At 61.7% G+C, this 21,518-nt stretch carries 19 protein-coding genes; 4 read left to right on the top strand and 15 right to left on the bottom strand.

What is annotated here, in order from left to right; all coding sequences use genetic code 11:
* Positions 1-3: 3 nt before the first annotated feature.
* Entirely contained in the window at positions 4-876 is an 873-nt protein-coding gene (locus NL154_RS18685) for a methylated-DNA--[protein]-cysteine S-methyltransferase (protein ID WP_210629757.1), read from the bottom strand.
* Positions 877-954: 78 nt separating this feature from the next.
* Positions 955-1,452 (bottom strand): DUF2244 domain-containing protein, encoded by a 498-nt coding sequence (locus tag NL154_RS18690; RefSeq protein WP_210629756.1) that lies wholly within the window; start codon positions 1,450-1,452, stop codon positions 955-957.
* On the opposite strand from NL154_RS18690, the gene nth reads away from it, so the two are divergent.
* Positions 1,451-2,248 carry an endonuclease III gene (gene nth, locus NL154_RS18695; RefSeq protein WP_434733177.1) on the top strand — a complete coding sequence of 266 codons (798 nt, stop codon included), beginning with the start codon at positions 1,451-1,453 and terminating at the stop codon, positions 2,246-2,248. The two genes, NL154_RS18690 and nth, sit on opposite strands and share 2 nt — an antisense overlap.
* Here the strand turns inward: nth and NL154_RS18700 are convergent.
* Positions 2,213-2,791: a TetR family transcriptional regulator gene (locus NL154_RS18700; RefSeq protein ID WP_210629754.1), complete on the bottom strand. Its 579-nt coding sequence runs from the start codon at positions 2,789-2,791 to the stop codon at positions 2,213-2,215. The two genes, nth and NL154_RS18700, sit on opposite strands and share 36 nt — an antisense overlap.
* Positions 2,792-2,869: 78 nt before the next feature.
* On the opposite strand from NL154_RS18700, the gene NL154_RS18705 reads away from it, so the two are divergent.
* Entirely contained in the window at positions 2,870-3,295 is a 426-nt protein-coding gene (locus tag NL154_RS18705; RefSeq protein WP_210629753.1) for a VOC family protein, read from the top strand.
* Positions 3,296-3,298: 3 nt separating this feature from the next.
* Here NL154_RS18705 and NL154_RS18710 read toward each other — a convergent pair whose 3' ends face one another.
* Complete coding sequence (locus tag NL154_RS18710) at positions 3,299-4,012, bottom strand: sulfate transporter family protein (RefSeq protein WP_210629752.1); 714 nt, start codon at positions 4,010-4,012, stop codon at positions 3,299-3,301.
* Between the two features lie 230 nt (positions 4,013-4,242).
* On the opposite strand from NL154_RS18710, the gene NL154_RS18715 reads away from it, so the two are divergent.
* On the top strand, positions 4,243-5,097 hold the full coding sequence (locus tag NL154_RS18715; RefSeq protein WP_011426888.1) for a MurR/RpiR family transcriptional regulator: 855 nt from the start codon (positions 4,243-4,245) through the stop codon (positions 5,095-5,097).
* A 10-nt stretch (positions 5,098-5,107) separates the two neighbouring features.
* Here NL154_RS18715 and NL154_RS18720 read toward each other — a convergent pair whose 3' ends face one another.
* The 9 genes from NL154_RS18720 to NL154_RS18760 form a co-directional block, all read right to left on the bottom strand.
* Positions 5,108-6,691 carry an FGGY-family carbohydrate kinase gene (locus NL154_RS18720; RefSeq protein WP_434733178.1) on the bottom strand — a complete coding sequence of 528 codons (1,584 nt, stop codon included), beginning with the start codon at positions 6,689-6,691 and terminating at the stop codon, positions 5,108-5,110.
* The gene (locus NL154_RS18725; protein WP_210629750.1) at positions 6,691-7,380 is read right to left on the bottom strand and encodes an HAD family hydrolase; all 690 of its coding nucleotides are present in this window, start codon (positions 7,378-7,380) and stop codon (positions 6,691-6,693) included. Before NL154_RS18725 ends, NL154_RS18720 begins: the two co-directional genes overlap by 1 nt.
* 98 nt (positions 7,381-7,478) lie before the next feature.
* Positions 7,479-8,960: a mannitol dehydrogenase family protein gene (locus NL154_RS18730; protein WP_434733179.1), complete on the bottom strand. Its 1,482-nt coding sequence runs from the start codon at positions 8,958-8,960 to the stop codon at positions 7,479-7,481.
* An 80-nt stretch (positions 8,961-9,040) separates the two neighbouring features.
* The gene (locus NL154_RS18735; RefSeq protein ID WP_210629748.1) at positions 9,041-10,039 is read right to left on the bottom strand and encodes an ABC transporter ATP-binding protein; all 999 of its coding nucleotides are present in this window, start codon (positions 10,037-10,039) and stop codon (positions 9,041-9,043) included.
* A 16-nt stretch (positions 10,040-10,055) separates the two neighbouring features.
* The gene (locus NL154_RS18740) at positions 10,056-10,886 is read right to left on the bottom strand and encodes a carbohydrate ABC transporter permease (RefSeq protein WP_085860523.1); all 831 of its coding nucleotides are present in this window, start codon (positions 10,884-10,886) and stop codon (positions 10,056-10,058) included.
* A gap of 1 nt (position 10,887) precedes the next feature.
* Positions 10,888-11,760, bottom strand: a complete 873-nt coding sequence (locus tag NL154_RS18745) for a carbohydrate ABC transporter permease (RefSeq protein WP_434733180.1) — start codon at positions 11,758-11,760, stop codon at positions 10,888-10,890.
* A 135-nt stretch (positions 11,761-11,895) separates the two neighbouring features.
* On the bottom strand, positions 11,896-13,206 hold the full coding sequence (locus NL154_RS18750) for an ABC transporter substrate-binding protein (RefSeq protein WP_434733181.1): 1,311 nt from the start codon (positions 13,204-13,206) through the stop codon (positions 11,896-11,898).
* 145 nt (positions 13,207-13,351) lie between these two features.
* Positions 13,352-14,305 carry a sugar-binding transcriptional regulator gene (locus tag NL154_RS18755; RefSeq protein ID WP_064805109.1) on the bottom strand — a complete coding sequence of 318 codons (954 nt, stop codon included), beginning with the start codon at positions 14,303-14,305 and terminating at the stop codon, positions 13,352-13,354.
* Positions 14,306-14,418: 113 nt separating this feature from the next.
* Positions 14,419-14,997 carry an exopolysaccharide biosynthesis protein gene (locus NL154_RS18760; RefSeq protein WP_434734115.1) on the bottom strand — a complete coding sequence of 193 codons (579 nt, stop codon included), beginning with the start codon at positions 14,995-14,997 and terminating at the stop codon, positions 14,419-14,421.
* 306 nt (positions 14,998-15,303) lie between these two features.
* On the opposite strand from NL154_RS18760, the gene NL154_RS18765 reads away from it, so the two are divergent.
* Entirely contained in the window at positions 15,304-16,221 is a 918-nt protein-coding gene (locus tag NL154_RS18765) for an ROK family protein (RefSeq protein ID WP_221122965.1), read from the top strand.
* Here NL154_RS18765 and NL154_RS18770 read toward each other — a convergent pair.
* Together NL154_RS18770 and NL154_RS18775 are read right to left on the bottom strand one after the other, a co-directional pair.
* Complete coding sequence (locus tag NL154_RS18770; protein ID WP_434733182.1) at positions 16,218-18,128, bottom strand: beta-N-acetylhexosaminidase; 1,911 nt, start codon at positions 18,126-18,128, stop codon at positions 16,218-16,220. The two genes, NL154_RS18765 and NL154_RS18770, sit on opposite strands and share 4 nt — an antisense overlap.
* 181 nt (positions 18,129-18,309) lie before the next feature.
* On the bottom strand, positions 18,310-21,453 hold the full coding sequence (locus NL154_RS18775) for an efflux RND transporter permease subunit (protein WP_434733183.1): 3,144 nt from the start codon (positions 21,451-21,453) through the stop codon (positions 18,310-18,312).
* Between the last annotated feature and the right edge of the window lie 65 nt (positions 21,454-21,518).

Consider the following 21,518-nt stretch of genomic DNA (forward strand, 5'->3'; position numbering starts at 1 on the left):
GCTTTACGCATGCGCCGATTCCCAGCCGAGCATCGCCCGTTTGCGTGTGAGGCCCCAGTGGTAACCCGTCAACGCCCCGTTCTTGCCGAGCGCCCGGTGGCAAGGCACCACGAAGGAGATCGGATTTGCGCCCACCGCCGCGCCGACAGCGCGCTGCGCCGTCGGCCGGCCGATATCGTTGGCGATGTCGGAATAGGTGACCGCCTTGCCGAACGGTATCTTCATGAGGCTCTGCCAGACGCGCACCTGGAAGTCCGTGCCGATCAGTACGACGCGGAGCGGCTGCTCGGAAGACCATTTTCCGGGTTGGAAGATGCGGGCGGCATAGGGCATCGTCGCCTGCAGGTCTTCGATGTATTCGGCATTCGGCCAGCGGCCGGTCATGTCCTCGAGGCAAGCCCTTTCACCGCCGGAATCGCTGAAGGCAAGGCCGGCAAGACCGCGATCGGTCACCATGATCAGCGCCACGCCGAAGGGGCAGATGTGGAAGCCGTAGCGGATGGAGAGGCCGCCGCCTTTTGCCTTCCATTCGCCAGGTGACATCGCCTCATGGGTCACGAAAAGGTCGTGCAGGCGGCTTGGCCCGGAGAGGCCGACTTCGATCGACGTCTCGAGCAACGGCATGTCTTCCTTGCGCAGCAGCCGCTTGGCGTGGTCGAGCGTCACCGCCTGCAGGAAACCTTTCGGCGAGAGGCCAGCCCAGCGGGTGAAGGTCTTCTGCAATTGCGTCGGCGACTGGTTGAGCCTAGCGGCGATCGCCTCCAGCGACGGCTGATCGCGATAATCCTCGGTGATGAGTTCGATGACCCGACGGACGATATCATAATCAGGGCCGTCAGGCGTGATGTCGGTCTGCAGGTTCGCAATCATATCCATGGTCTTTCTCCTTGTAACAAGGAGATAATCAATAGGCGGAGCGTAAACCACCCGATTCTTGCGCGCTCGCCTATAGGCTCAGATACGCTGTTTGACCGTGGCGAGCGCGCCTTTGAAGGCCTTGGCGAAACTTTCGCGGTCGTCAGGATTGAGGAAGGAGCCGATATCCGTGCGCCGGCCCTCGCCGAAAATATGCATGGAGAGGATGCCGATCTCCTGGTGCCTTCGGACGAGGAACCGCGCCCAGAACGGGTTGAAATGATGCTCCACGATCCGCCCCGATGGGGCAACCTTGCGCACCGATACGTCCGTGCGCGACACGGTGACCTGTTCGCGCACCCGTCCGGAGCGGTAATTCAGCCAGAAGGCGCCGTAAAGAAGCGCGAAATCCAATCCGAAGAAGAAGCCGATCGGCCAGGCGCCGCTGGCGATGAAGAACATCCCGTAGAGGAAGCATACGGCGCCGGACAGAATGAGCAGCACCTTGAAGCCCCGGCGGCCGAGCGACCGGTGGGGGAAGAGCTCGGCGGCGAAAACAGGCTGCTCGTTGGAGCTGTTGGCGTTGCTTTCCATCATGACCGCTGAGTATAGAGTTTCTATGGCGAATCCGAAACTCAAATCCCTGCCGCAAGGCACGAACATGATCACCCGCCGCAAACCGGCGGCGGCGGTCAAAACCGCCTATTCGCCGGCTGAACGCGAGGAAATCTTCCGTCGCTTTTCGGTGCAGCGGCCCGAGCCGCGGGGCGAGCTGGAGCACACCAACCCTTTCACCCTTGTCGTGGCGGTGGCTCTCTCCGCCCAGGCCACCGATGCCGGTGTCAACAAGGCGACGCGGGCGCTCTTCAAGGTGGCCGATACGCCGCAGAAAATGCTCGATCTCGGCGAGGACAAGCTTCGCAATTACATCAAGACGATCGGCCTTTACCGCAACAAGGCGAAAAACGTCATCGCGCTCTCGCAAATGCTGGTCGACGACTTCGCCGGCAAGGTGCCGGAAACGCGTGAGGAACTGGTTCGCCTGCCTGGCGTCGGCCGCAAAACTGCCAATGTCGTGCTGTCCATGGCCTTTGGCCAGGCCACCATGGCCGTCGACACGCACATCTTCCGGATCGCCAATCGCATCAGGCTTGCTCCCGGCAAGACACCGGATGAAGTCGAAGCGCGATTGATGAAAGTGGTGCCGAAACACTACCTCTATCACGCCCATCACTGGCTGATCCTCCACGGGCGCTACGCCTGCAAGGCACGCCGACCCGAATGCGAGTGCTGCGTCATCGCCGACATTTGCAAATCGTCGGAGAAGAGCTCGGACGTGCCGGCCCCACTCGTCGAGCTACCGCCGCAGGTGATTGGCGAGGCCGTCGAGTAAAGCAGCGATTGCCTGCTCGTAACTCCGCCGTTCGGCACCCGCTTCGATCGCCAGCGCAGCGCGGTCGAAGGCCGCCGATAGCAGCAATGCCAGAGGCTCGAGCGCAGCGCCGGCTCTCGGAAACATGGCTGCAAGTCCTGCCCGCAAGGTCGTTTCGGCATTGTCAGCATCGATCGCCTGAGTCGCCGCCAGACCAAGAACGGCGGGCGCTTCGATCAGCAGCAGCCGCGTGCGGCCCTCTGCCATCATCGCATTGAAATAGGCCGCAGCGCCCGCAGTCAGCGCGTCGCGCGGCGTATCATCGGGTGTCGAAGATGCCGCGATCGCTTCGGCAACTGCGCGCGCCTCGGCTTCGACGACCGCGCGAAACAGCGCCTTCTTGTCCTCGAAATGATGATAGAGCGCTCCGCGCGTCATACCCGCCGCCGCTGCGATCTCCGGCGTCGCCGTTTCGGCATACCCCTTTTCGACGAAGAGGCGTCGTCCGGCATCGATCAGCGCCTTTTTTGTCTGTTCCGTTCTTTGGCGATTGCTGCGGCTCATTTCTCCCATTTACATACAAACAGCCTGTATGTTAAGAGCAAAAAACATACAGGCTGTATGCATCCAAGGAGGAAAGGGATGAAATCGACGAGCTATTACCCTGTCATCATGACCGACGACGTCGCCGGTTCCGCCCGCTTCTACTGCGCGCATTTCGGCTTCAGGGCAGTGTTCGAGAGCAACTGGTACGTACATCTGCAGTCGGAAGAGGAGAAGCATGTCGCTCTCGCCGTTCTCGATGGCAACCACGAAACCATTCCGGCTGCGGCTCGGGGCAAAGTGTCCGGATTGCTCCTCAATTTCGAGGTTGCCGATGTCGATGCGGTCTACGCTGCTTGCCGTAGCGCAAACCTTCCGATCCTGCAGGAGATCCGCGACGAGGATTTCGGCCAGCGGCATTTTATCACCGCCGATCCGAACGGCGTGCTGATCGACATCATCAAGCCGATCCCGCCGAGCGCCGAATTCGCGGCAATGTACGAGACATCTGAATTACCTGGCTGAGCCTCAGGCGCGGAAACCGGCGTCCTTTGCGGAAATCAGCTTGTGCAGATGCACCATCATACCCGCCGCGAAGAGGGGCGTCAGCAGGTTGACCACCGGGATCGCCAGAAAGAGGGCGATCACCAGCCCGCCGAGAAAGACCGTCGGCGCATGTTTGGTGCGGAAGAGCCGCGCCTCATGAGGCGGACGGAAGCGCATGGCGGCGAATTCGAAGAATTCCCGTCCGAGCAGGTAGCCGTTCACCAGAAAGAACGCGACCAGATTGACGCCGGGAACGAACAGTAGCAACAACGCCACGATATTGCCAAGGATCACAACCCCGAGAAATTTGATCGAGCTCGCCATCGCCGGGCCGAGCGGCATTGCGGCACCCGGCGCGTCGCCGGGATAGTCACGTTTTTCGATAACGTCGGCGACATCGTCGAGGAAAAGGCCTGCGATCAGCGCCGTCACAGGCGAAAGCAGCAGCGCCAGCACGAGCGCAAGGCCGATCCCGGCGAAGATCGCGAAAACCAGCGCGAACCACCCCGCCCAGTCCGGCATCTCGGGAAAGAAGCTGGTGAGCCAGGGAAAGAGAAAGGCCATGAAGGCCCCGCGTAGCGCGAACCAGAGGCCGACGAGGACGAGAAGCGTCAGGCCGAGCACTTTCCAGAAGACCGAGCGTGTCTCCGGCGCGAACAGATTGGCGAGCGAAAGGCGTGCGGCATCAAGAATCATTTCTTCAGCGTCTCCGGTTACGCAGAAGATGTAGGAAAGGCGAATGCTACCGACAAGAGAGAATAAAATTGCATGCTTTAATAGAAACTTGTCGCAATATTAGAACGAATATAATATTATCGGACGCAGAAATACGAGCCTGAGAAGCAGCTTCCGAAAATAGTTGCAAAGACAAAGGGGCGCGTTAGCGCATCCACGGAACGCCTCTGAGGAAATACGGGGAGGCTGATGTGGAAGACTTTGTGCACAAACTCAGGCAATACGTAAAAAGCGGCACACCGGCCGAGCGTCGCATCGCGAAATATTTCTCCGAGCACCTCAACGACCTGCCGTTTGAGACGGCAGCATCTGTCGCCGACAGGCTGGACCTCTCGCCGATGACCGTTGGGCGCTTCCTGCGCGCGCTCGGCTACCAGGGTTTGGACAGCGTCAAAGTGGAAATTCGCGAGACCGTGACGACATCGCCGGCGCAATTGCAGAGCGCCATGAGCGAGCTGCATGCGGACGCCGCGGAGGGCAAGCCGCTTGCCGTGCTGGTTGCCGAGCAGATCCAGGCCCTGCATCACATCTATCATCTGACGGCGCAGCCGCTTTGGGCCGAAGCCGTCCGCCTGATCAGCACGGCCCGCGAAGTATCGATCGCCACCCATGCGCGGCTCGCAAGCCTTGCCAATCACTTCTGCCAGCGGCTGACGCAGGCCCGCGATGGCGTCCGCACGCTCGATGCCACCGACAACCGTTTTGCCGAACTCTTCGCCCGGCAGGCCGTGGACGACGCTTTGCTCGTCATCATCGATTGCCGCCGTTTCGCCAAGGCGCGGCTGCTTGCCAGAACCGCGCGGCGCTACGGCTACAAGGTCGTGCTAATTTCGCCGCAGCAAGCAGACTGGATGGCGGATCAGTCAAACGTCATGCTGTCCTTGCCGCCGGCACGCGCCCCTGATCTCGACAATCTTCCGCCGCTGATTGCGCTGCTCGATTGCCTGTCCGAATCCGTCATTCTCGAAGTCGGAGAGGAGGCAGCCCTCCGCCGCCGCCGCATGCTGGAATTTGCGACCGTCCTCGGTGAAACCGCGAACCATTAGATGTGAGCTTTCAGAACATCGCTTCCAGTTCGGCGCGGTGCCGGTGCATGGCCAGAAGACGGCGATAGTCGCGGTCGTAAAGCGCCTGTTTTGCCTTGTCTGGAAGCCGTTCGTCGCCACCCGGATACATCGCTTCGCCGGCTGCCGCCAAATTCTCGTGCAGGCCGCAGGCGACGGATGCCGCAATCGCCGTGCCGAGCAGCACCGCCTCGTTCATCTTCGGCACCACGACCTTGCAGCCGGTGGCGTCGCTATAAAGCTCCATCAGCACCGGGTTCTTCACGTGTCCGCCCGCGATATGCAGCGTATCGGGCACGTGGCCATATTCCTTCATCGTCTCCAGGATATGGCGGATCCCGAGAGCGATCGCGACTGCAGACCGCCAGTAGAGCGCGCAGAGCCCGTCGAAGGAGGTGTCGAGCGTCAGCCCGCTGATCACACCGACGGCATGCGGATCGGCAAGCGGCGAGCGATTGCCGTGAAAGTCTGGCAGCACAAAAATGCGCTCGCCGAAAGCGTTGCCCTCCTCTGCCCGCAATTCGGCGATGCGCGCGACGATCTTCTGGTGCAGCGCCGCCGTCGGCTCGCCGCCGGCCGCATGCATGCGCACGATATGGTCGAGCAGCGCACCGGTCGCAGATTGCCCCGCCTCCACCAGCCAGGACTGCGGGAAGACAACCTCATAATAAGGCCCCCACATGCCGTGGCTCGGCTTACACTCCTGCGAGAAGGCGACGATGCAGCTCGACGTGCCGGCGATCAGTGCCAGCTTAAGCTCACGTGTTACAGGATCGGCGGCATAACCGCCGAGCGCCCCGAGCGCGCCGGCATAGGCGTCGATCATTCCCGCCGAGACATGGCACTCCGTGGTCAGCCCCAGCGCCTCGGCCGCATGAGCCGTCAGCCGGCCTATACTGCCGCCGACCGGCACAGTCTCATCCGGTAGCCCGCCGCGGGCCTGAAGATCGTCGAGCCCGATCCGCTGCAGAAAATCCTGCTGCCATCCCTTTTCGAGATGGGCGAGATAGTTCCATTTTGCCGTCAGCGTGCAGCGAGAACGGGCAGTCGATCCCGTCGATTTCCAGGTCATGAAATCGGCAAGATCGAAGAAATAGCCCGTCTTTTCCCATGTCGCCGGCAGCTTCTTCTTCAACCACATCAGCTTCGGCATTTCCATTTCCGGCGACATGACGTGCCCGGAATGTTCGAGCACCCTGTGCTCCGTCGCCGTGCAGAAGTCGGCTTCCTTCAGCGCCCGATGATCGAGCCACACGATGGTGTCGAAACGCTGCTCGCCGCTGGTGGATACACTGATCTGCCGGCCTTCGACATCGCGGACGACGAGCGAACAAGTCGCGTCGAAGCCGATTGCTCCGACCGAGGCGGCGGCGATACCGGATTGCTCCATCGCCCTGCGCACCGCGGTGCAGGCGGCCGACCAGATGTCTTCGGAATCGTGCTCGGCGTGGTTTTCACGCGGCCGGTTCATGACGATGGGATGTTCCGCCTTGGCCAGCAGACGGCCGCTGGCATCGAAGACGCCGGCGCGCGCGCTGCCGGTGCCGACATCCACCGCAACCACATGATCACGCATCAAATCTCGGTCCCGTCCAGCTTATGGTTGCGGACAAGGTGTATCAAATCCGGCATGGCGTCAAACACCACATCAGGCGAAAGCCGGTCGAGTTCGGCCCGGTATCCGGCGAAATTCGCATGCGATCCGCCGGTGAAGGCAAAGACCGTCATGCCCGCCGCCTTGGCGGCGGCAATGCCGGCCGGACTGTCCTCGATGACAAGGCAGGATCCCGGCTCGACATGCATCTGTCGCGCCGCGTGGAGGAAGAGATCGGGCGCCGGTTTGCCGCGCTTGACCATCGTCGCGCTGAAAATGTCGGGGAGCCTGTCGAGAAGTCCGGTGACGGACAGCGACAGCCGGATTCGCTCCATCTGGCTTGATGAAGCGACACAGCAGGGAATGCCGAGCCCGTCGATCGTCGCCGCGATGCCGTCCATCGGCTTCAGCTCGGTGCGGAACCGCGCGTAGAGATCGGTGCGGATGCGCTCGAGGAATTCTTCGCCGGCGTGAATATTGAACTCGGTTTCAAGCGTATCGATGAGGGTTGCCAGGCTGCGACCGAGAAAACGCTCATAGGCCTGGTCTTCGGTGATCGAAACGCCGAGATCGCTCATCGCCCGGACGAGTACGCTGATCGAGATCGGCTCGCTGTCGACGAGCACCCCGTCGCAATCGAAAATGACCAGCCGTGGTTCAGCATCAGCCATGAAAGACCCAACCTGACTTCAATTCAGACGCGTGATCGTGCCGCTTCGCCCGCAAAGCGGGATGGATGGCGCCAGCCGATGCCGCCATCCGCATTCCCTTACATTGCGAGCTTGTCGTCGAGATAGAGCTGCAGCGTTTCCCGCGTACCCTTTTCCCACAAGGTTTTAAGAGCATGAGCGAACCGTCTTCGGAAAAGGTCCGATTTCGCCACCTCGCCGAAAATATCATCAAAGGCAAGGAAGGCCGACGGATCGTCCTTTGCCTTCAGGGCCGCCGCGTGCAGGCGCTCGGCGCTGGCGTCGTTGAAGACGATATCCTTGCCGCTGTCGGTCTTGCCGGCGAAATAACGGCACCAGAGCGCCGAGACCAGCGCCAGGCCGATGACGTCCCTGCTCTGGCGCAGATTGTCGAGCGTCGACGGCAGGATGAACTTCGGCTGGCGGTTCGAGCCGTCCTGCGCCAGACGCGGGATGGTGTCCGCGATCTTCGGATTGAGAAGCCGATGCTCGATGAGAGCAAAATAATCCGTCAGCGAGGTATTCGGCACCGGCGGTACGATCGGAATGATCTCGTCCTTCTCAAGCTTGGCCAGGAAAGCCCGGATCAGCGGATCTTCCATCGCATCATGCACGAAATAAATGTCCATCAGCGCCGCTGGATAGGCGATCGCGGCATGTCCACCATTCAGGATGCGGATCTTCATATGCTCGTAAGGCGTGACATCGGGAACGAAGGTGACGCCAACCTTTTCCAGGGCCGGGCGGCCAGCCGTGAACTTGTCTTCGAGCACCCACTGCTTGAATTCTTCGCAATAAACCGGCCAGTTATCCTCGATGCCGAAATTGTCCCTGAGGAAATCGATCTCCCGCTGGCCGGTCGCCGGCGTAATGCGATCGACCATCGCGTTTGGGAAGGCGACGTTAGCCCTGATCCAGTCGGCAAGGGCGGCATCCGAAAGGGCGGCTGTGCCGATCACGGCATTGGCGGTGACGACGCCGTTATGAGGAATGTTGTCGCAGGACATCACGGTGAAGGGCCCGATGCCCTTGTCCTTGCGCGCCTTCAGGCCGGCAACGATCAGACCGAAGACCGTCTTCGGAGCACCGGGATTTTGTCCGTCGGCGGCGATAGCAGGATGGGCCGGATTGAACGTGCCTGACGCATCGATGAAATAACCGCCCTCGGTGATCGTCAGCGAGACGATGCGGATCTCAGGATCGGCAAGCCTGGCGATGATGGCGGCGGGATCGCCCACCGGCAGAATATCGATCATCGGGGCGGTCACTCGCGCCGCCGTTTTGTTGTTGTCCTGCTCCACCACCGTCGTCAGGAAATCCTGCGCCGCAAGCTTCTCGCGCATGGCGGCATCCGCTGGCAGAACGCCGGCACCGACAATTGCCCAGTCGTGATCGACGCCGTGGTTGAAGAGATCGTCGAGATAGATCGCCTGATGGGCGCGGTGGAAATTGCCGACGCCGAAGTGCATGATGCCGGCATTCAGCGACGCCCTCTCATAGGAAGGGATGGCGGCAGTGCGCGCCGCGTCCGAAAGCGTTGCCAGCGATAGTTTGCACGTCATGTTTCAGTCCTCTTGAAGGTCTTGCCGAGACGGCCGGGCGCCATCGCCCGGCTCGCATGCCTGCCCACCCGGCCGCCTGCTCAGATGGCAAGGCCGCCCTCGTTGAATTTATGAATGCGCGAACGATCCGGCGTCAGATAGACCATATCGCCCGCCTTGGCGGCGAAATCGCCGCTGCCGCGCGCCGTCACCATGCCGATCCCCTCGACATCGATATGCAGGAACGTATCGGAGCCGAGATGCTCGGCGACCACGACCCTGCCCTTCCAGTCGCCGCTCTCCATCGACAGCAGCATGTGTTCGGGGCGGATGCCGATCGTATGCGCGCCAAGCACGGCAGCATTCTGACCCTTGATGAAATTCATCTTCGGCGAACCGATGAAGCCGGCGACGAAAAGGTTGCGCGGGCGGCTGTACAGTTCGAGCGGCGAGCCGACCTGCTCGATATTGCCCCTATTGAGCACGACGATTTTGTCGGCCATGGTCATGGCCTCGACCTGGTCATGGGTGACATAGATCATCGTCGTCTTCAGCTGCTGATGCAGTTCGCTGATTTCGAGGCGCATGTTGACGCGCAGAGCGGCGTCAAGGTTCGACAGCGGCTCGTCGAACAGGAAGGCCGAAGGCTGGCGCACGATGGCGCGGCCGATCGCGACGCGCTGGCGCTGACCGCCGGAAAGCTGGCGCGGCTTTCGCTCCAGATAGTCCGTGAGATTGAGCACCCGCGCGGCATCCGTCACCTTGCGGTCGATCTCCGCCTTGTCGACGCCTGCCATCTTCAGCGGGAAGGCGATGTTGTTGCGCACGCTCATATGCGGATAGAGCGCATAGGATTGGAACACCATGGCAAGGCCACGCTCGGACGGCGCTTTTTCGGTGGCGTCCTTGCCGTCGATGACGATCTTGCCTCCGGAGACGTCCTCGAGGCCGGCGATCAGCCTGAGCAGGGTGGACTTGCCGCAGCCGGACGGACCGACGAAGACGACGAATTCGCCGTCGTTGATATCGAGATCGATCGAAGGGATGACCTTGGCTTCGCCGAAGACCTTGGAAACCTTCTGAAGGGTAATGCTGCCCATGTTTGTCTCCCTTTTCTTATTTCACTGCGCCGAAGGTCAGGCCGCGGACGAGTTGCTTCTGGCTGAACCAGCCGAGGATCAGGATCGGCGCGATCGCCATAGTCGAGGCCGCCGAAAGCTTGGCGTAGAACAGGCCTTCCGGGCTGGAATAGGAGGCGATGAAGGCCGTCAAGGGCGCTGCCTTTGAGGCGGTGAGGTTGAGCGTCCAGAACGCCTCGTTCCAGGCAAGGATGATGTTCAGAAGCAACGTCGAGGCAATGCCGGGCACCGCCATCGGCGTCAGCACGTAGACGATCTCCTTCATCAGCGACGCTCCGTCCATGCGGGCTGCTTCCAGGATCTCGCCGGGGATTTCCTTGAAGTAGGTGTAGAGCATCCAGACGATGATCGGCAGGTTGATCAGCGTCAGCACGATCACCAGCCCGGTGCGCGTGTCGAGCAGACCAGAATTGCGGAACATCAGATAGATGGGGATGAGCGCGCCGACGGGCGGCATCATCTTGGTCGAGAGCATCCACATCAGCACGTCCTTGGTCCGCTTGGTGGGCGCGAAAGCCATCGCCCAGGCGGCCGGAATGGCGATGACCAGCCCGATCAGCGTCGAGCCGAAGGAAATGACCACCGAGTTCATGAAGTGGCTGAGATAGTTCGACCGGCTCTGCACTTCCGCATAGTTTTCCGTCGTCCAGTGGAAGAACAGGAACTGCGGCGGCGAGGCAATGGCATCGGCTTCCGATTTGAAGCTGGTCAGGAACGTCCAGAGGATTGGAAAGAAGATCAGGATGCCGAGCGTCCAGGCAATCGCGGTCATGATGACCTTGCGCTGAGTTGTGACTTTTCTGGCCATCTCAAGCCTCCAGATTCTTGCCGACGAGGCGGACGAGGAAGATCGCGACGATGTTGGCAAGCACGACCGCGACAATGCCGCCTGCCGAAGCGCCGCCGATGTCGAACTGCAGGAGTGCCTGCGCATAGACGAGATAGGTGAGATTGGTGCTGTCGGTGCCCGGCCCGCCATTGGTGGTGACGAGGATTTCGGCGAAGACCGAAAGCAGGAAGATCGTCTGGATCAGGATCACCACGGTGATGGCGCGCGCCATGTGCGGCAGGATGATATAGATGAATTTCGAGATTGCTCCGGCGCCGTCCATTTCGGCGGCCTCCTTCTGCTCTTCGTCGAGCGACTGCAGCGCCGTCAACAGAATGAGGGTGGCAAAGGGCAGCCACTGCCAGGCGACGATGAGGATGACGGACAACAGAGGCGCATTCGCCAGCCAGTCGATCGGCTGCAGGCCGAGCGCCTTCGCCAGATGCGCAAACAGGCCGTTGACCGGGTTCATGAACATGTTCTTCCAGACGAGTGCCGCCACTGTCGGCATAACGAAGAACGGCGCGATGACGAGGATGCGCACGATGCCCTGGCCGTACATCGGCTGGTCGAGCAACAGCGCAAAGGCAATTCCGCCGACGACGGTAACGACGAGAACGCCGGCGACAAGCAGCAGCGTATTGATCAGCGCGGCGATGAAGGCCGGATCGGACAGGAAATATTCGTAGTTCAGCAGGCCGACAAAGCTCTCCATGCCGGGGCTGAGCAGATTGTAGTTCAGCAGCGAGAAGTAGATCGTCATCGCGAGCGGAACGATCATCCACGCAAAGAGGAACAGCAGGGAGGGCGCAATCATCAGGCGCGCCGCGGAGCGAGTATGTGTTGTTGCCATGGCAATCACCGATCTGATCTGAAGCAGGGAGCGGCCGCAAGGCAGCTTTAATCTGGAAAGAGGCCGCCGATGCGGTTCGGGCAATCGGCGGCCCAGAGGGCGGATTGTCAAGGATCCGCCTCTTCTCAGGAGGTTTTATTTAATGTAGCCGGCTTTTGTCATTTCGCGGGTTGCCAGCTGCTGTGCGCTCTTCAACGCCTGATCGACCGAAATCTGGCCGGCAAGGGCTGCCGAGAACTGCTGGCCCACCGCCGTGCCGATGCCCTGGAATTCCGGGATCGCCACGAACTGGACGCCGACATAGGGGACCGGCTTGACGGTCGGCTTGGTCGGGTCGGCCGAGTTGATCGAATCGAGCGTCATCTTGGCGAAGGGGGCAGCCTTCTGATACTCCGTATTCGCATAAAGCGAGGTGCGGGTGCCGGGAGGTGCATTCAGCCAGCCTTCCTTCTCGGCAACAAGGTTGGTGTAGTCCTTGCTCGTTGCCCAGGCGACGAATTTCTCGGCGGCTTCGACCTTCTGCGAGCCTGCCGGAATAGCGAGGTTCCAGGCCCAGAGCCAGTTGCCGCGCTTGCCGAGGCCCTTGTCCGGAGCGAGCGCGAAGCTGACCTTGTCGGCGACCTGCGACTGCTTCGGATCGGAGACGAAGGACGCGGCGACCGTTGCATCGATCCACATCCCGCACTTGCCGGTCTGGAACAGCGCCAGGTTCTCGTTGAAACCGTTGGAGGAGGCGCCCGGAGGGCCGGCTTCCTTCATCAGGTTGACGTAGAAGGTCAGCGTGTCCTTCCACTCGGGCTGATCGAACTGCGGCTTCCACTTCTCATCGAACCAGCGCGCCCCGAAGGAGTTCGACATCGCCGTCAGGAAGGCCATGTTTTCGCCCCAACCGGCTTTGCCGCGCAGGCAGATGCCGTAGATTTCCTTGTCCTTGTTGGTGATCTTCTTCGCAGCGTCTGCGATGAAGTCCCAAGTCGGCGCATCGGGCATCTTCAGACCGGCGGCGTCGAAAAGATCCTTGCGGTACATGACCATCGAGCTTTCGCCATAGAACGGCGCTGCATAGAGCTTGCCGTCCATGCTGATGCCGCTGCGGATGGCCGGCAGCAGGTCGTTGACGTCATAGGCGTCGCCGAGGTTGTCGAGCGGCAGCAGCCAGCCCTGCTTCGCCCAGATCGGAACTTCATAGGTGCCGATCGTCAGAACGTCGTACTGGCCGCCCTTGGTCGCGATGTCGGTCGTGACCTTCTGGCGCAGCACGTTTTCTTCGAGGGTGACCCATTCAAGGTCGATGCCGGGATTCTTCGCCTTGAAATCATCCGTCAGCTTCTGCATCCGGATCATGTCGCCGTTGTTCACGGTCGCGATTGTCAGCGTTTCGGCCGAAGCCATGCTGGCAAACGCCAATGCTGAGCAGGCGCCCAGCAGGAAAGTTCTCAATGTCATATCTTCCTCCCAGAAGACGAGATGTGAGCATTCGCTTTGCTCATGAGCAATTACTCACCACTCGACGAAAAATGTCAATCGGCAATCGTTGCTGCGATGCCGAAGACAAAGGTCTTCCCTTTGATTTGATTGAGATATTTTTTGCTCAGCTTTTGAGCAAAAATTCGGCCGTCTCTTCGTCGGTGATCAGAGCGTTGATCTGATGGCCGACAACGGCCGCTCTGATCGCCTTGAATTTGCGCTTGCCTTTGGCGAGCCCGATGACCATCGATGCCTCGCGGGATGGGATCGGCGCCGAGGCGACGCGCTCGTTGATCGGGTTGTCGAGCAGCTTGCCGTCGACATCGAAGATCCAGCCGCAAATTTCACCGACGGCGCCCCCGCGCATCAGTTCCATCATCTCGTCCTTTTCCAGAAAGCCGTCGACGCAGAGCGGCCCGTCGATGCCGAGCTCGCCGATGCCGACGAAGGTGACGTCGGCCTGCGCGCTCATGTCGAGCGTCGAGCGCACCAATTGCTGGCCATGCAGCAGCTCCCGTTCTTCGGCCGAGGTGACGAGCACCGGCAGCGGCATCGGATAGTGCCGCGCCTTCACCGCATCCGCCATGCTGAAGATGACGTTGTAATAGGCGGCCGAACCGTCCGGCGCGATATTGCCGGTCAACGAGACGATCCGGTGATTGGGACATTCGATCGCCGGAAGCTGGTCGACCGCCGCCTTCAGCGTGCGGCCGGTGCCGACCGCCAGCACGATCGGTTCCGGCCGCTTCAGCCAGCGCTCGATCTCGGCCGCACCCGCCTCGGCGATGCCGACGGTGGTCGATGAGGAACCCGCGTCGCTCGGCACCACCTCCACATGTTTCAGCCCGAATTTTCGCCGCAGCTGGTTGGCAAGCTCGAGGCAGGCGGCGATCGGATGGTCGAGCCGCACTTTGATCAGACGCTCGGCGACCGCAAGCGAGACCAGCCGCTGCGCCGATTGCCGTGAAATGCCCATCGCGGCGGCGATTTCATCCTGCGTGCGTCCGGCGACGTAATAAAGCCAGCCGGCACGGGCTGCATCGTCGAGCCGTGCAGGGGTCTCTGATCTTTTTGCCATCTACTGCCTACCGCGCAAAATGAGCCGGCTTGCCGCCGCCGGCTTGATGTGAGTCTCTATGCGCCAGATCAAAACAAAATTCCCGAAAATGTCGAGCCTGTTGACGCCACCGCTCAGGCAAACCATTGCATGACGAAATAAATCGACGCCTTTGCGAGACCGTAGATCACGCTGCCGGCAATGACGAGCGACACGGTCGTCATGATAAAGCCGATGAGCGCGAAGAGCCCGTCACGCCCCATGATGCCGAAAGCGAAGACCGAGATGGTGATCGCCGGCAGGATGTTGCCGAGCGGAACCGGCAGAACCAGCACGATCGAAAGCAGCAGACAGGCAGGGCCGGCGAAATATTCCGCCGGCGGCTCGGCGAAGATCGCAAGCCGCGGCTTCAGCATGCGCTCCGCCCAGGCGAGCCAGCGGTGGATGCGGCCGACGATGGTCTCGAAGTCTTCCCGCCGCATCGACCGGTTTGCGATCGCCTTCGGCAGCCAGGGTTTCAGCCCGAAGGTCAATTGCACCGCCAGGAGAACCAGCGGCGCGCCCAGCACTGCCGAGGTGCCGGGCGGGGTGGGAAAGGCGTTCGGCAGCGCGAAGATCAGCATCAGAGCACTGATCGCCCTGTCACCCATCGTCTCGCACAGATCGCCGATCGAGATCCACTGCCGGCTTCGGTCGCCTGCCAGCTGCCGCAGGACCGCTGAGAGGCGGCGGCCTTTGGGACGTGGCGGACGGGGTCTTCTGCGTCTATTGGAATCGGCGTTTTCGATGGTCATGATACCGGTAGATGATGGAGGTGCGGATTGCGATTTTGGCCGCGCAATATGCCAATTGAATGACTTAAGGGACAGGAAATCAATGAAAGACCTGTCGGCGGCGATTCACGTTCGACCGTCGCTCCTTTGCGCCGCAAGCGCATGGCAGGCAGATGCATGAAGGCTTGAAATTCCCGGCCAACAGTGCGAGCAGACGCTGAAGGCCAGAGAAACGGCAGGCAGGCAATGATTATTTCATTCGACATCGGCGGCTCCGCCATCAAGGGTGGCATCGCCCGCTCCGAGACAGACGTCGTCCCCCTCGGCCGCCGTCCGACGCCGAAGGAGGATTTTGCCGCTTTCGTCGAGACCCTGTGCAGCATTATCGCCGAGACCGGCGAACAGCCGAGCCGCATTGCCCTGTCGATCGCTGGCGTCGTCGATCCCGATACCCAGCGCCTGACCTGCGCCAACATTCCCTGCATCCACGACCGCACGCTCGCAGCCGACCTAGAAGCCGAACTCGCCCTGCCTGTTTTGATCGCCAATGACGCCGACTGTTTCGCCATGGCTGAAGCCGGTCTCGGAGCCGGCCGCGGCCACCGTATCGTCTTCGGCGCCATTCTCGGCACCGGTGTCGGTGGCGGCCTGGTCGCCGATGGGCGCCTCGTCAACGAGGCCGGAGGTTTTGCCGGCGAATGGGGTCATGGACCGATCATCGCATCGGCGGCCGGCAATCCTCCCGTCGCCATTCCCGCCTATGCCTGCGGCTGCGGCCAGAAGGGCTGTGTCGACACCGTTGGCGGCGCGCGCGGCCTGGAGCGCCTGCACAAGACGCTGCATGATCTCGACCTTGCGAGCGAAGAAATCATCGATCAGTGGCGGCGCGGCGAGGAGAAGGCAACCCGCACCATCGACGTCTATGTCGATCTCGTCGCCTCGCCGCTCGCCCTGACGATCAACATCACCGGCGCGACCATCGTGCCGGTCGGCGGCGGGCTTTCCAATGTCGAGCCGCTGCTGGCCAAGCTCGACCGGGCGGTGCGCACCCGCACCCTGCGCAAGTTCGACCGTCCGCTGGTGGTGCCGAGCGAATGCCGCATCGAGCCAGGCCTGATCGGCGCAGCGCTGCTGGGACTGAAAGCCGATGCCGCTGCATCCTAAAGCACCGGCCACATCCGTACGATCGCTGCGAACCGGTCCCAGTCCTTGCGTTCCAGGGGCGTCCAGGCGGCTTCGGCGACGGCCGAAAGGCGCGGGAAGACCAGCCGGTTGAAATAGGCGCCAGAGAGGAAGTTTTCAGTCCAGATGCAGGCTTGGACGCCGCGCATCTTCTCGCGTAGCGTATCCGGCAACTCGCCCTCGGCCTCGTAAGCATAGCTATGTTCCGGTGGCGCATGGCCCGCCCAGCTCGCACCAGGCTCGGACCAGGCTTCCGCCTGCGCCATGTCGAGATAATAGGCTTGGCCCGGCGTCATCACCACATCGTAGCCTTGCTGCGCCAGCTCGATGCCGACAGCGTGCTTTTCCCAGGCCATCAGCAAAGTACCGTCGCGATCGACGCCGCCGCCATGTGAGACTTCGTTCCAGCCAGCGAGCTTCCTGCCGCACTCCGACAACATGGCCTTAATCCGTTTCAGGAAATAGGATTGCAGCTCCGCGGTGCCGGCAATTTTCTCCCGTTCCATCAGCGCCTTGCAAAGCGGCGAGGAAAGCCAGGCGCCGCTTGCGACCTCGTCGCCGCCGATATGAATATATTCGCCGGGAAACAGCGTGACCATCTCGTCGAACACCTTGCCGAGAAATTCATAGGTGAATTCGATCGCCGGGTTGAGGGCATTGTTGGAATAACCCTGCACGGCGCGGTAGCTGTCCGGCGCCTCCTGCCCGTCGACGAGGCCGGGCAATGACAACAGCGTCGCGGTGCTATGGCCGGGAACATCGATTTCCGGCACCACCTCGACATGCAGAGAGGCGGCATGCGCGACGATCCGCCTGACATCCTCCTGCGAGTAATGGCCGTAGCGCGGTTTCGCCCCGTCACCAAGCTGCGGCACGAGCACCTCGTCCGGGCCATGCCGCGCGCCGATCTCCGTAAGCTGGGGATAGGCCTTGATCTCCAGCCGCCAGGCTTCGTCGTCGGTCAGGTGCCAATGGAAGACGTTGAGCTTGTTCCAGGCGAGGATATCGATTAGCCGCATGACGTCAGCCACCGGATAGAACTGTCTGGCCACGTCGAGATGGCAGCCGCGCCAGTCATAACGCGGCTGGTCGGCGATCGTGCCGAAATTCGGAAATCTGAAGCTCTCCCGATCGGCACGCGCGCCGTGCATGAGTTGCGCCAGACTGATCAGGCCACTGTGTCGACCCGTCGCATCCGCGCTGGAGAGCACGACCTCATGCGTGGTAAATCGTATTTCATAGGCGAACGCAGCGATCGATGATTCGGTAACGAAACGAATAGCGCGCCCGCCCTTTACGCCGCAGAGCGAGAACGGCACGTTTTTGGCCGGATAGAGCCGCTGGTAAAGCGAAAGAACCAGGGACAACGCCTTGACCGCGTCGGGTCGCGTGCTCTCGGCCGGATAAAGGACGACCGGCAGTTCCCCCGCCTTCAGCGCGAGCGCCAGCGGCCAGGGCAGCAGCGAATACGGTTCCTCCACCCGGCCCGGCGGCAGAAGCGGCGGCGCAATGCCGCCATCCCGGCCTTCGAGAAGGAGATCGCCGAAACCGACAGGAACATGGCGCCCGTCGCCAAGTGTCAGAAAGGCCGATTTGACCCCTGATGTCACATGTTTCGGTTCTCGGGTCAGCCCCTCGACGGTGAACCGCCAGTGGCCGCCCGGCGGCACGCTCAGTCCCTCGGGCGGGCGGAATTCATGGAAATGCGCGAGCTGTCGCTCCAGGCTGCCGCCATCGCAGACATATTTGTCGGCAACCCGCGTCTCCGACGTATAGGCGAGCGAGAAGCCGGAGAGAGGCTCGGCTGAAAGATTGAAGAGAGTGAAGATCAAGCGCCCGAAACTGCCTTCGACCGGGTGCCAGCTTGTTTCCAGACGATAATCGGCCATGGTCGCGCCTCCCCTGTCAATGGACGGCCGGGATTACGGCTCGCGCCCCGGCATGCTTTCAAAAGCTTAGCTTTTTCGAGACGGCAATGGAATCGGCGCGAGTCGAGACGAAGCGGGCAGTGATGAGAACCGTGAGAGTGTGACCTGCAAGGAAAACGGCGCGGCTTTCGCCGCGCCGTCCTCACTCGGCTGCCAACGCCGGCGGATGTCTGTCATCCGCCTCTTCCTGGATGGCGTCGGCATCCCGGCCTGGCTCGTCCTTTGCCTTCGGCTCGCGGCCGAAGAAAAGAGCGTAACCGGCCGGCAGAACCAGAATGGTGAGCACTGTCGCGACCAGGATGCCGCCCATCATGGCGAAGGCGAGCGGACCCCAGAAGACGCCGCGCGAGATCGGGATCAGCGCCAGCACAGCCGTCAGCGCCGTCAGCATGATCGGCCGGAAACGACGCACGGCAGCCCCGACGATCGCCTCCTGCCGGTGCATGCCGGCCTTGATATCCTGGTCGATCTGGTCGACCAGGATGATCGAGTTGCGCATGATGATGCCGAGCAGCGCAATGACGCCCAGGATCGCCACGAAGCCGAAGGGCGCGCCGCTGATCAGCAAGGCGGCCGCAGCCCCGATGATGCCGAGCGGACCGGTGGCAAGCACCAGCATCGCCTTGCCGAAATGCTGCAGCTGCACCATCAGCAGCACGATGATGACGGCAAGCATGATCGGCGCCTTTGCGGCGATCGACATCTGGCTTTCCGCCGCATCCTCGGCGCCGCCCTGGATCTCGACGTTGTAACCGGCCGGCAGGCTGTCGCGCAGGTCCTTCATGTCGGCATACATCTTCATGACGACGTCGTTCGGCTGCACGCCATCCGGCAGCGTCGCGCGCACCGTGATCGTCGGCAGCCGGTCGCGCCGCCATTCGATGCCCTGCTCCATGACGGGCACGACCTTGGCGACCTGCGAGACTGGCACGAAGCCGCCGAAATCGGTCGGGACATAGACGGAATTCACCGCCGACAGCAGCGAGCGGCTGGCGTCCGGCTCGCGGGCGACGATCGAGACCGTCTCCTCGCCGTCACGGAAATCATCGAGCGGCGCCCCGGACATGGCGGTCTGCAGCATCTGGCGCACACGCTGCGAGGTCACGCCCAGCGCCCGGGCGCGATCCTGGTCGATCACCAGCTTCATCGCCGGCACCGGTTCCAGCCAGTCGTCGTGAATGGCGCCGAGCGTCGGATTGGCTTCGAAACGCGCCTTCACCTGATCGGCGATCGCTCGCACTTCCTGACGATCAGGCCCCATGATGCGCATCTGCACCGGCCAGCCGGTGGGCGGGCCGAGGAAGAGGCGGTCGACCTTGCCGCGGATCGATGGGAAGTCTTCGGCAAGAATGGTGCGCAGCTTGACGATCAAGCGTTCGCGCGCCGGCTCGTCCTTCGCCATGACCAGCAGCTGGGCGAAATTCGGATTGCGCAACTGCTGATCGAGCGGCAGGAAGAAGCGCGGTGCGCCTTCGCCGATATAGGTGGCGATGAACCGCTTGTCGGGATCATCCATCATCTTCGCTTCGAGCGCCTTTGCCTGCACCTCGACTTCTTTGATGCTGGTGCCCTCGGGCAGCCACAGATCGACGAGAATCTCAGGCCGCGACGACTGCGGGAAGAAATTCTGCGGAATGAACTGGAATGCCCAGAGGCTGGTGACGAAGGTGCCGAGCGTCAACAGCAGCACGATCACCCGATGACGAACCGCCCAGCCGACCGTGCCGCGCAGTCGGCGGTAGAAGCTCGTGTCGAAAGCATCGCGGTGCTCGCCGGCGTGATGGCGCTGCTTGAGGATCATGTAGCCGAGCCATGGCGTGAAATAGACCGCGACGAACCACGAGGTGACGAGCGCGATGCCGACGACATAAAACAGCGAACGCACATATTCGCCGGCCGTCGATGCGGCGAAACCGACGGGAATGAAGCCGGCCGTCGTGATCAACGTACCGGTCAGCATCGGGAAGGCCGTCGAGGAATAGGCAAAGCTTGCCGCCTCGATTTTGACCAGCCCCTCCTCCAGCTTTCGCTCCATCATTTCGACGACAATCATCGCATCGTCGACGAGCAGGCCGAGCGCGATGATCAGCGCGCCGAGCGAGATGCGCTGCAGGTCGATGCCGAGTTCGTACATCAGTGCGAAAGTGGCGGCGAGCACCAGCGGAATGGCGATGGCGATGACGAGGCCCGAGCGCCAGCCGATCGACAGGAACGAGACGACGAGCACGATGACAAGCGCTTCGCCGAGCGCATGCATGAATTCGCTGACCGCGTCCGTCACGACGTCGGGCTGGTTGGCGATCTGGTCGACCGCGACGCCGTAAGGCAGAGCTTCCTCGAAGCGCTGATAGGTCGCTTCCACGCCCTTGCCGACATCGGTGACGTTGAAGCCCTTGGCCATGACGACGCCGACCTGAACGCTGTCATGGCCATTGAACCGGTATTTGCGCTGGTAGGGATCCTCGAGCCCGGAACTGACGGTGGCGATATCGCCGAGGCGGGTCACCTGGCCGCCAGCGCGAAGGCGCAGCTCGCGGATATCGGCCACCTTCTTCATGTCGCCTTCGACCGAAATGCGCACCGAGCGCAGACCGGTATCGACCGAGCCTGCCGGATCGACATTGTTCTGGCCCTTGATGGCGTTCTGCAGGTCGAGGACCGTCAGGCCGCGCTCGGCAAGCGCCTTGGACGAAACGTCGATATAGATCTTCTCAGGCTGGTCGCCGATGATGACGGCCTTCTCGACGCCCGGTGTCGTCAGCAGCATGTCGCGCGCCTGGATCGCGAATTTCTTCAGTTCCGGATAGGAATAACCCTCGCCGCTGATCGAATGCAGCGTGATGAAGGTATCGCCGAACTCGTCGTTGAAATAGGGACCGAGCAGGCCCTGCGGCAGTTCGCTGGAAATGTCGCCGACCTTCTTGCGCACCTGGTAGAAGGCATCCGCCACCTCCTGTGAATTGGTGTCGCCCTTGACCTGCAGGGTGATGATCGCACTGCCCGCCCGCGTATAGGACTTGACCCAGTCGATATGCGGCGTCTCCTGCAGCTTGCGTTCGATCTTGTTGACGACCTGATCTTCCATTTCCTGAATGGAAGCGCCCGGCCAGATTGCCTGCACGACCATGACGCGGAAAGTGAATTCCGGATCTTCGCGCTGGCCCATGCGCATCAGGCCGAGCACGCCGGTGATGATGATCAGCCCGAAGAGGAAGCGGGCGATGCTTGGATGCCCGATCGCCCAGCGCGACAGATTGAAGGGCCGCTTTTCGGTGTTGGCGTCCATGGTCATGTTTCCTTTGGAGCATGATGCCGAAAAGTGTCAGCGGTTTTCGGGAACATCATGCTCAA

The sequence above is a fragment of the Rhizobium sp. YTUHZ044 genome, assembly GCF_051123975.1.
Lineage (GTDB): Bacteria > Pseudomonadota > Alphaproteobacteria > Rhizobiales > Rhizobiaceae > Rhizobium.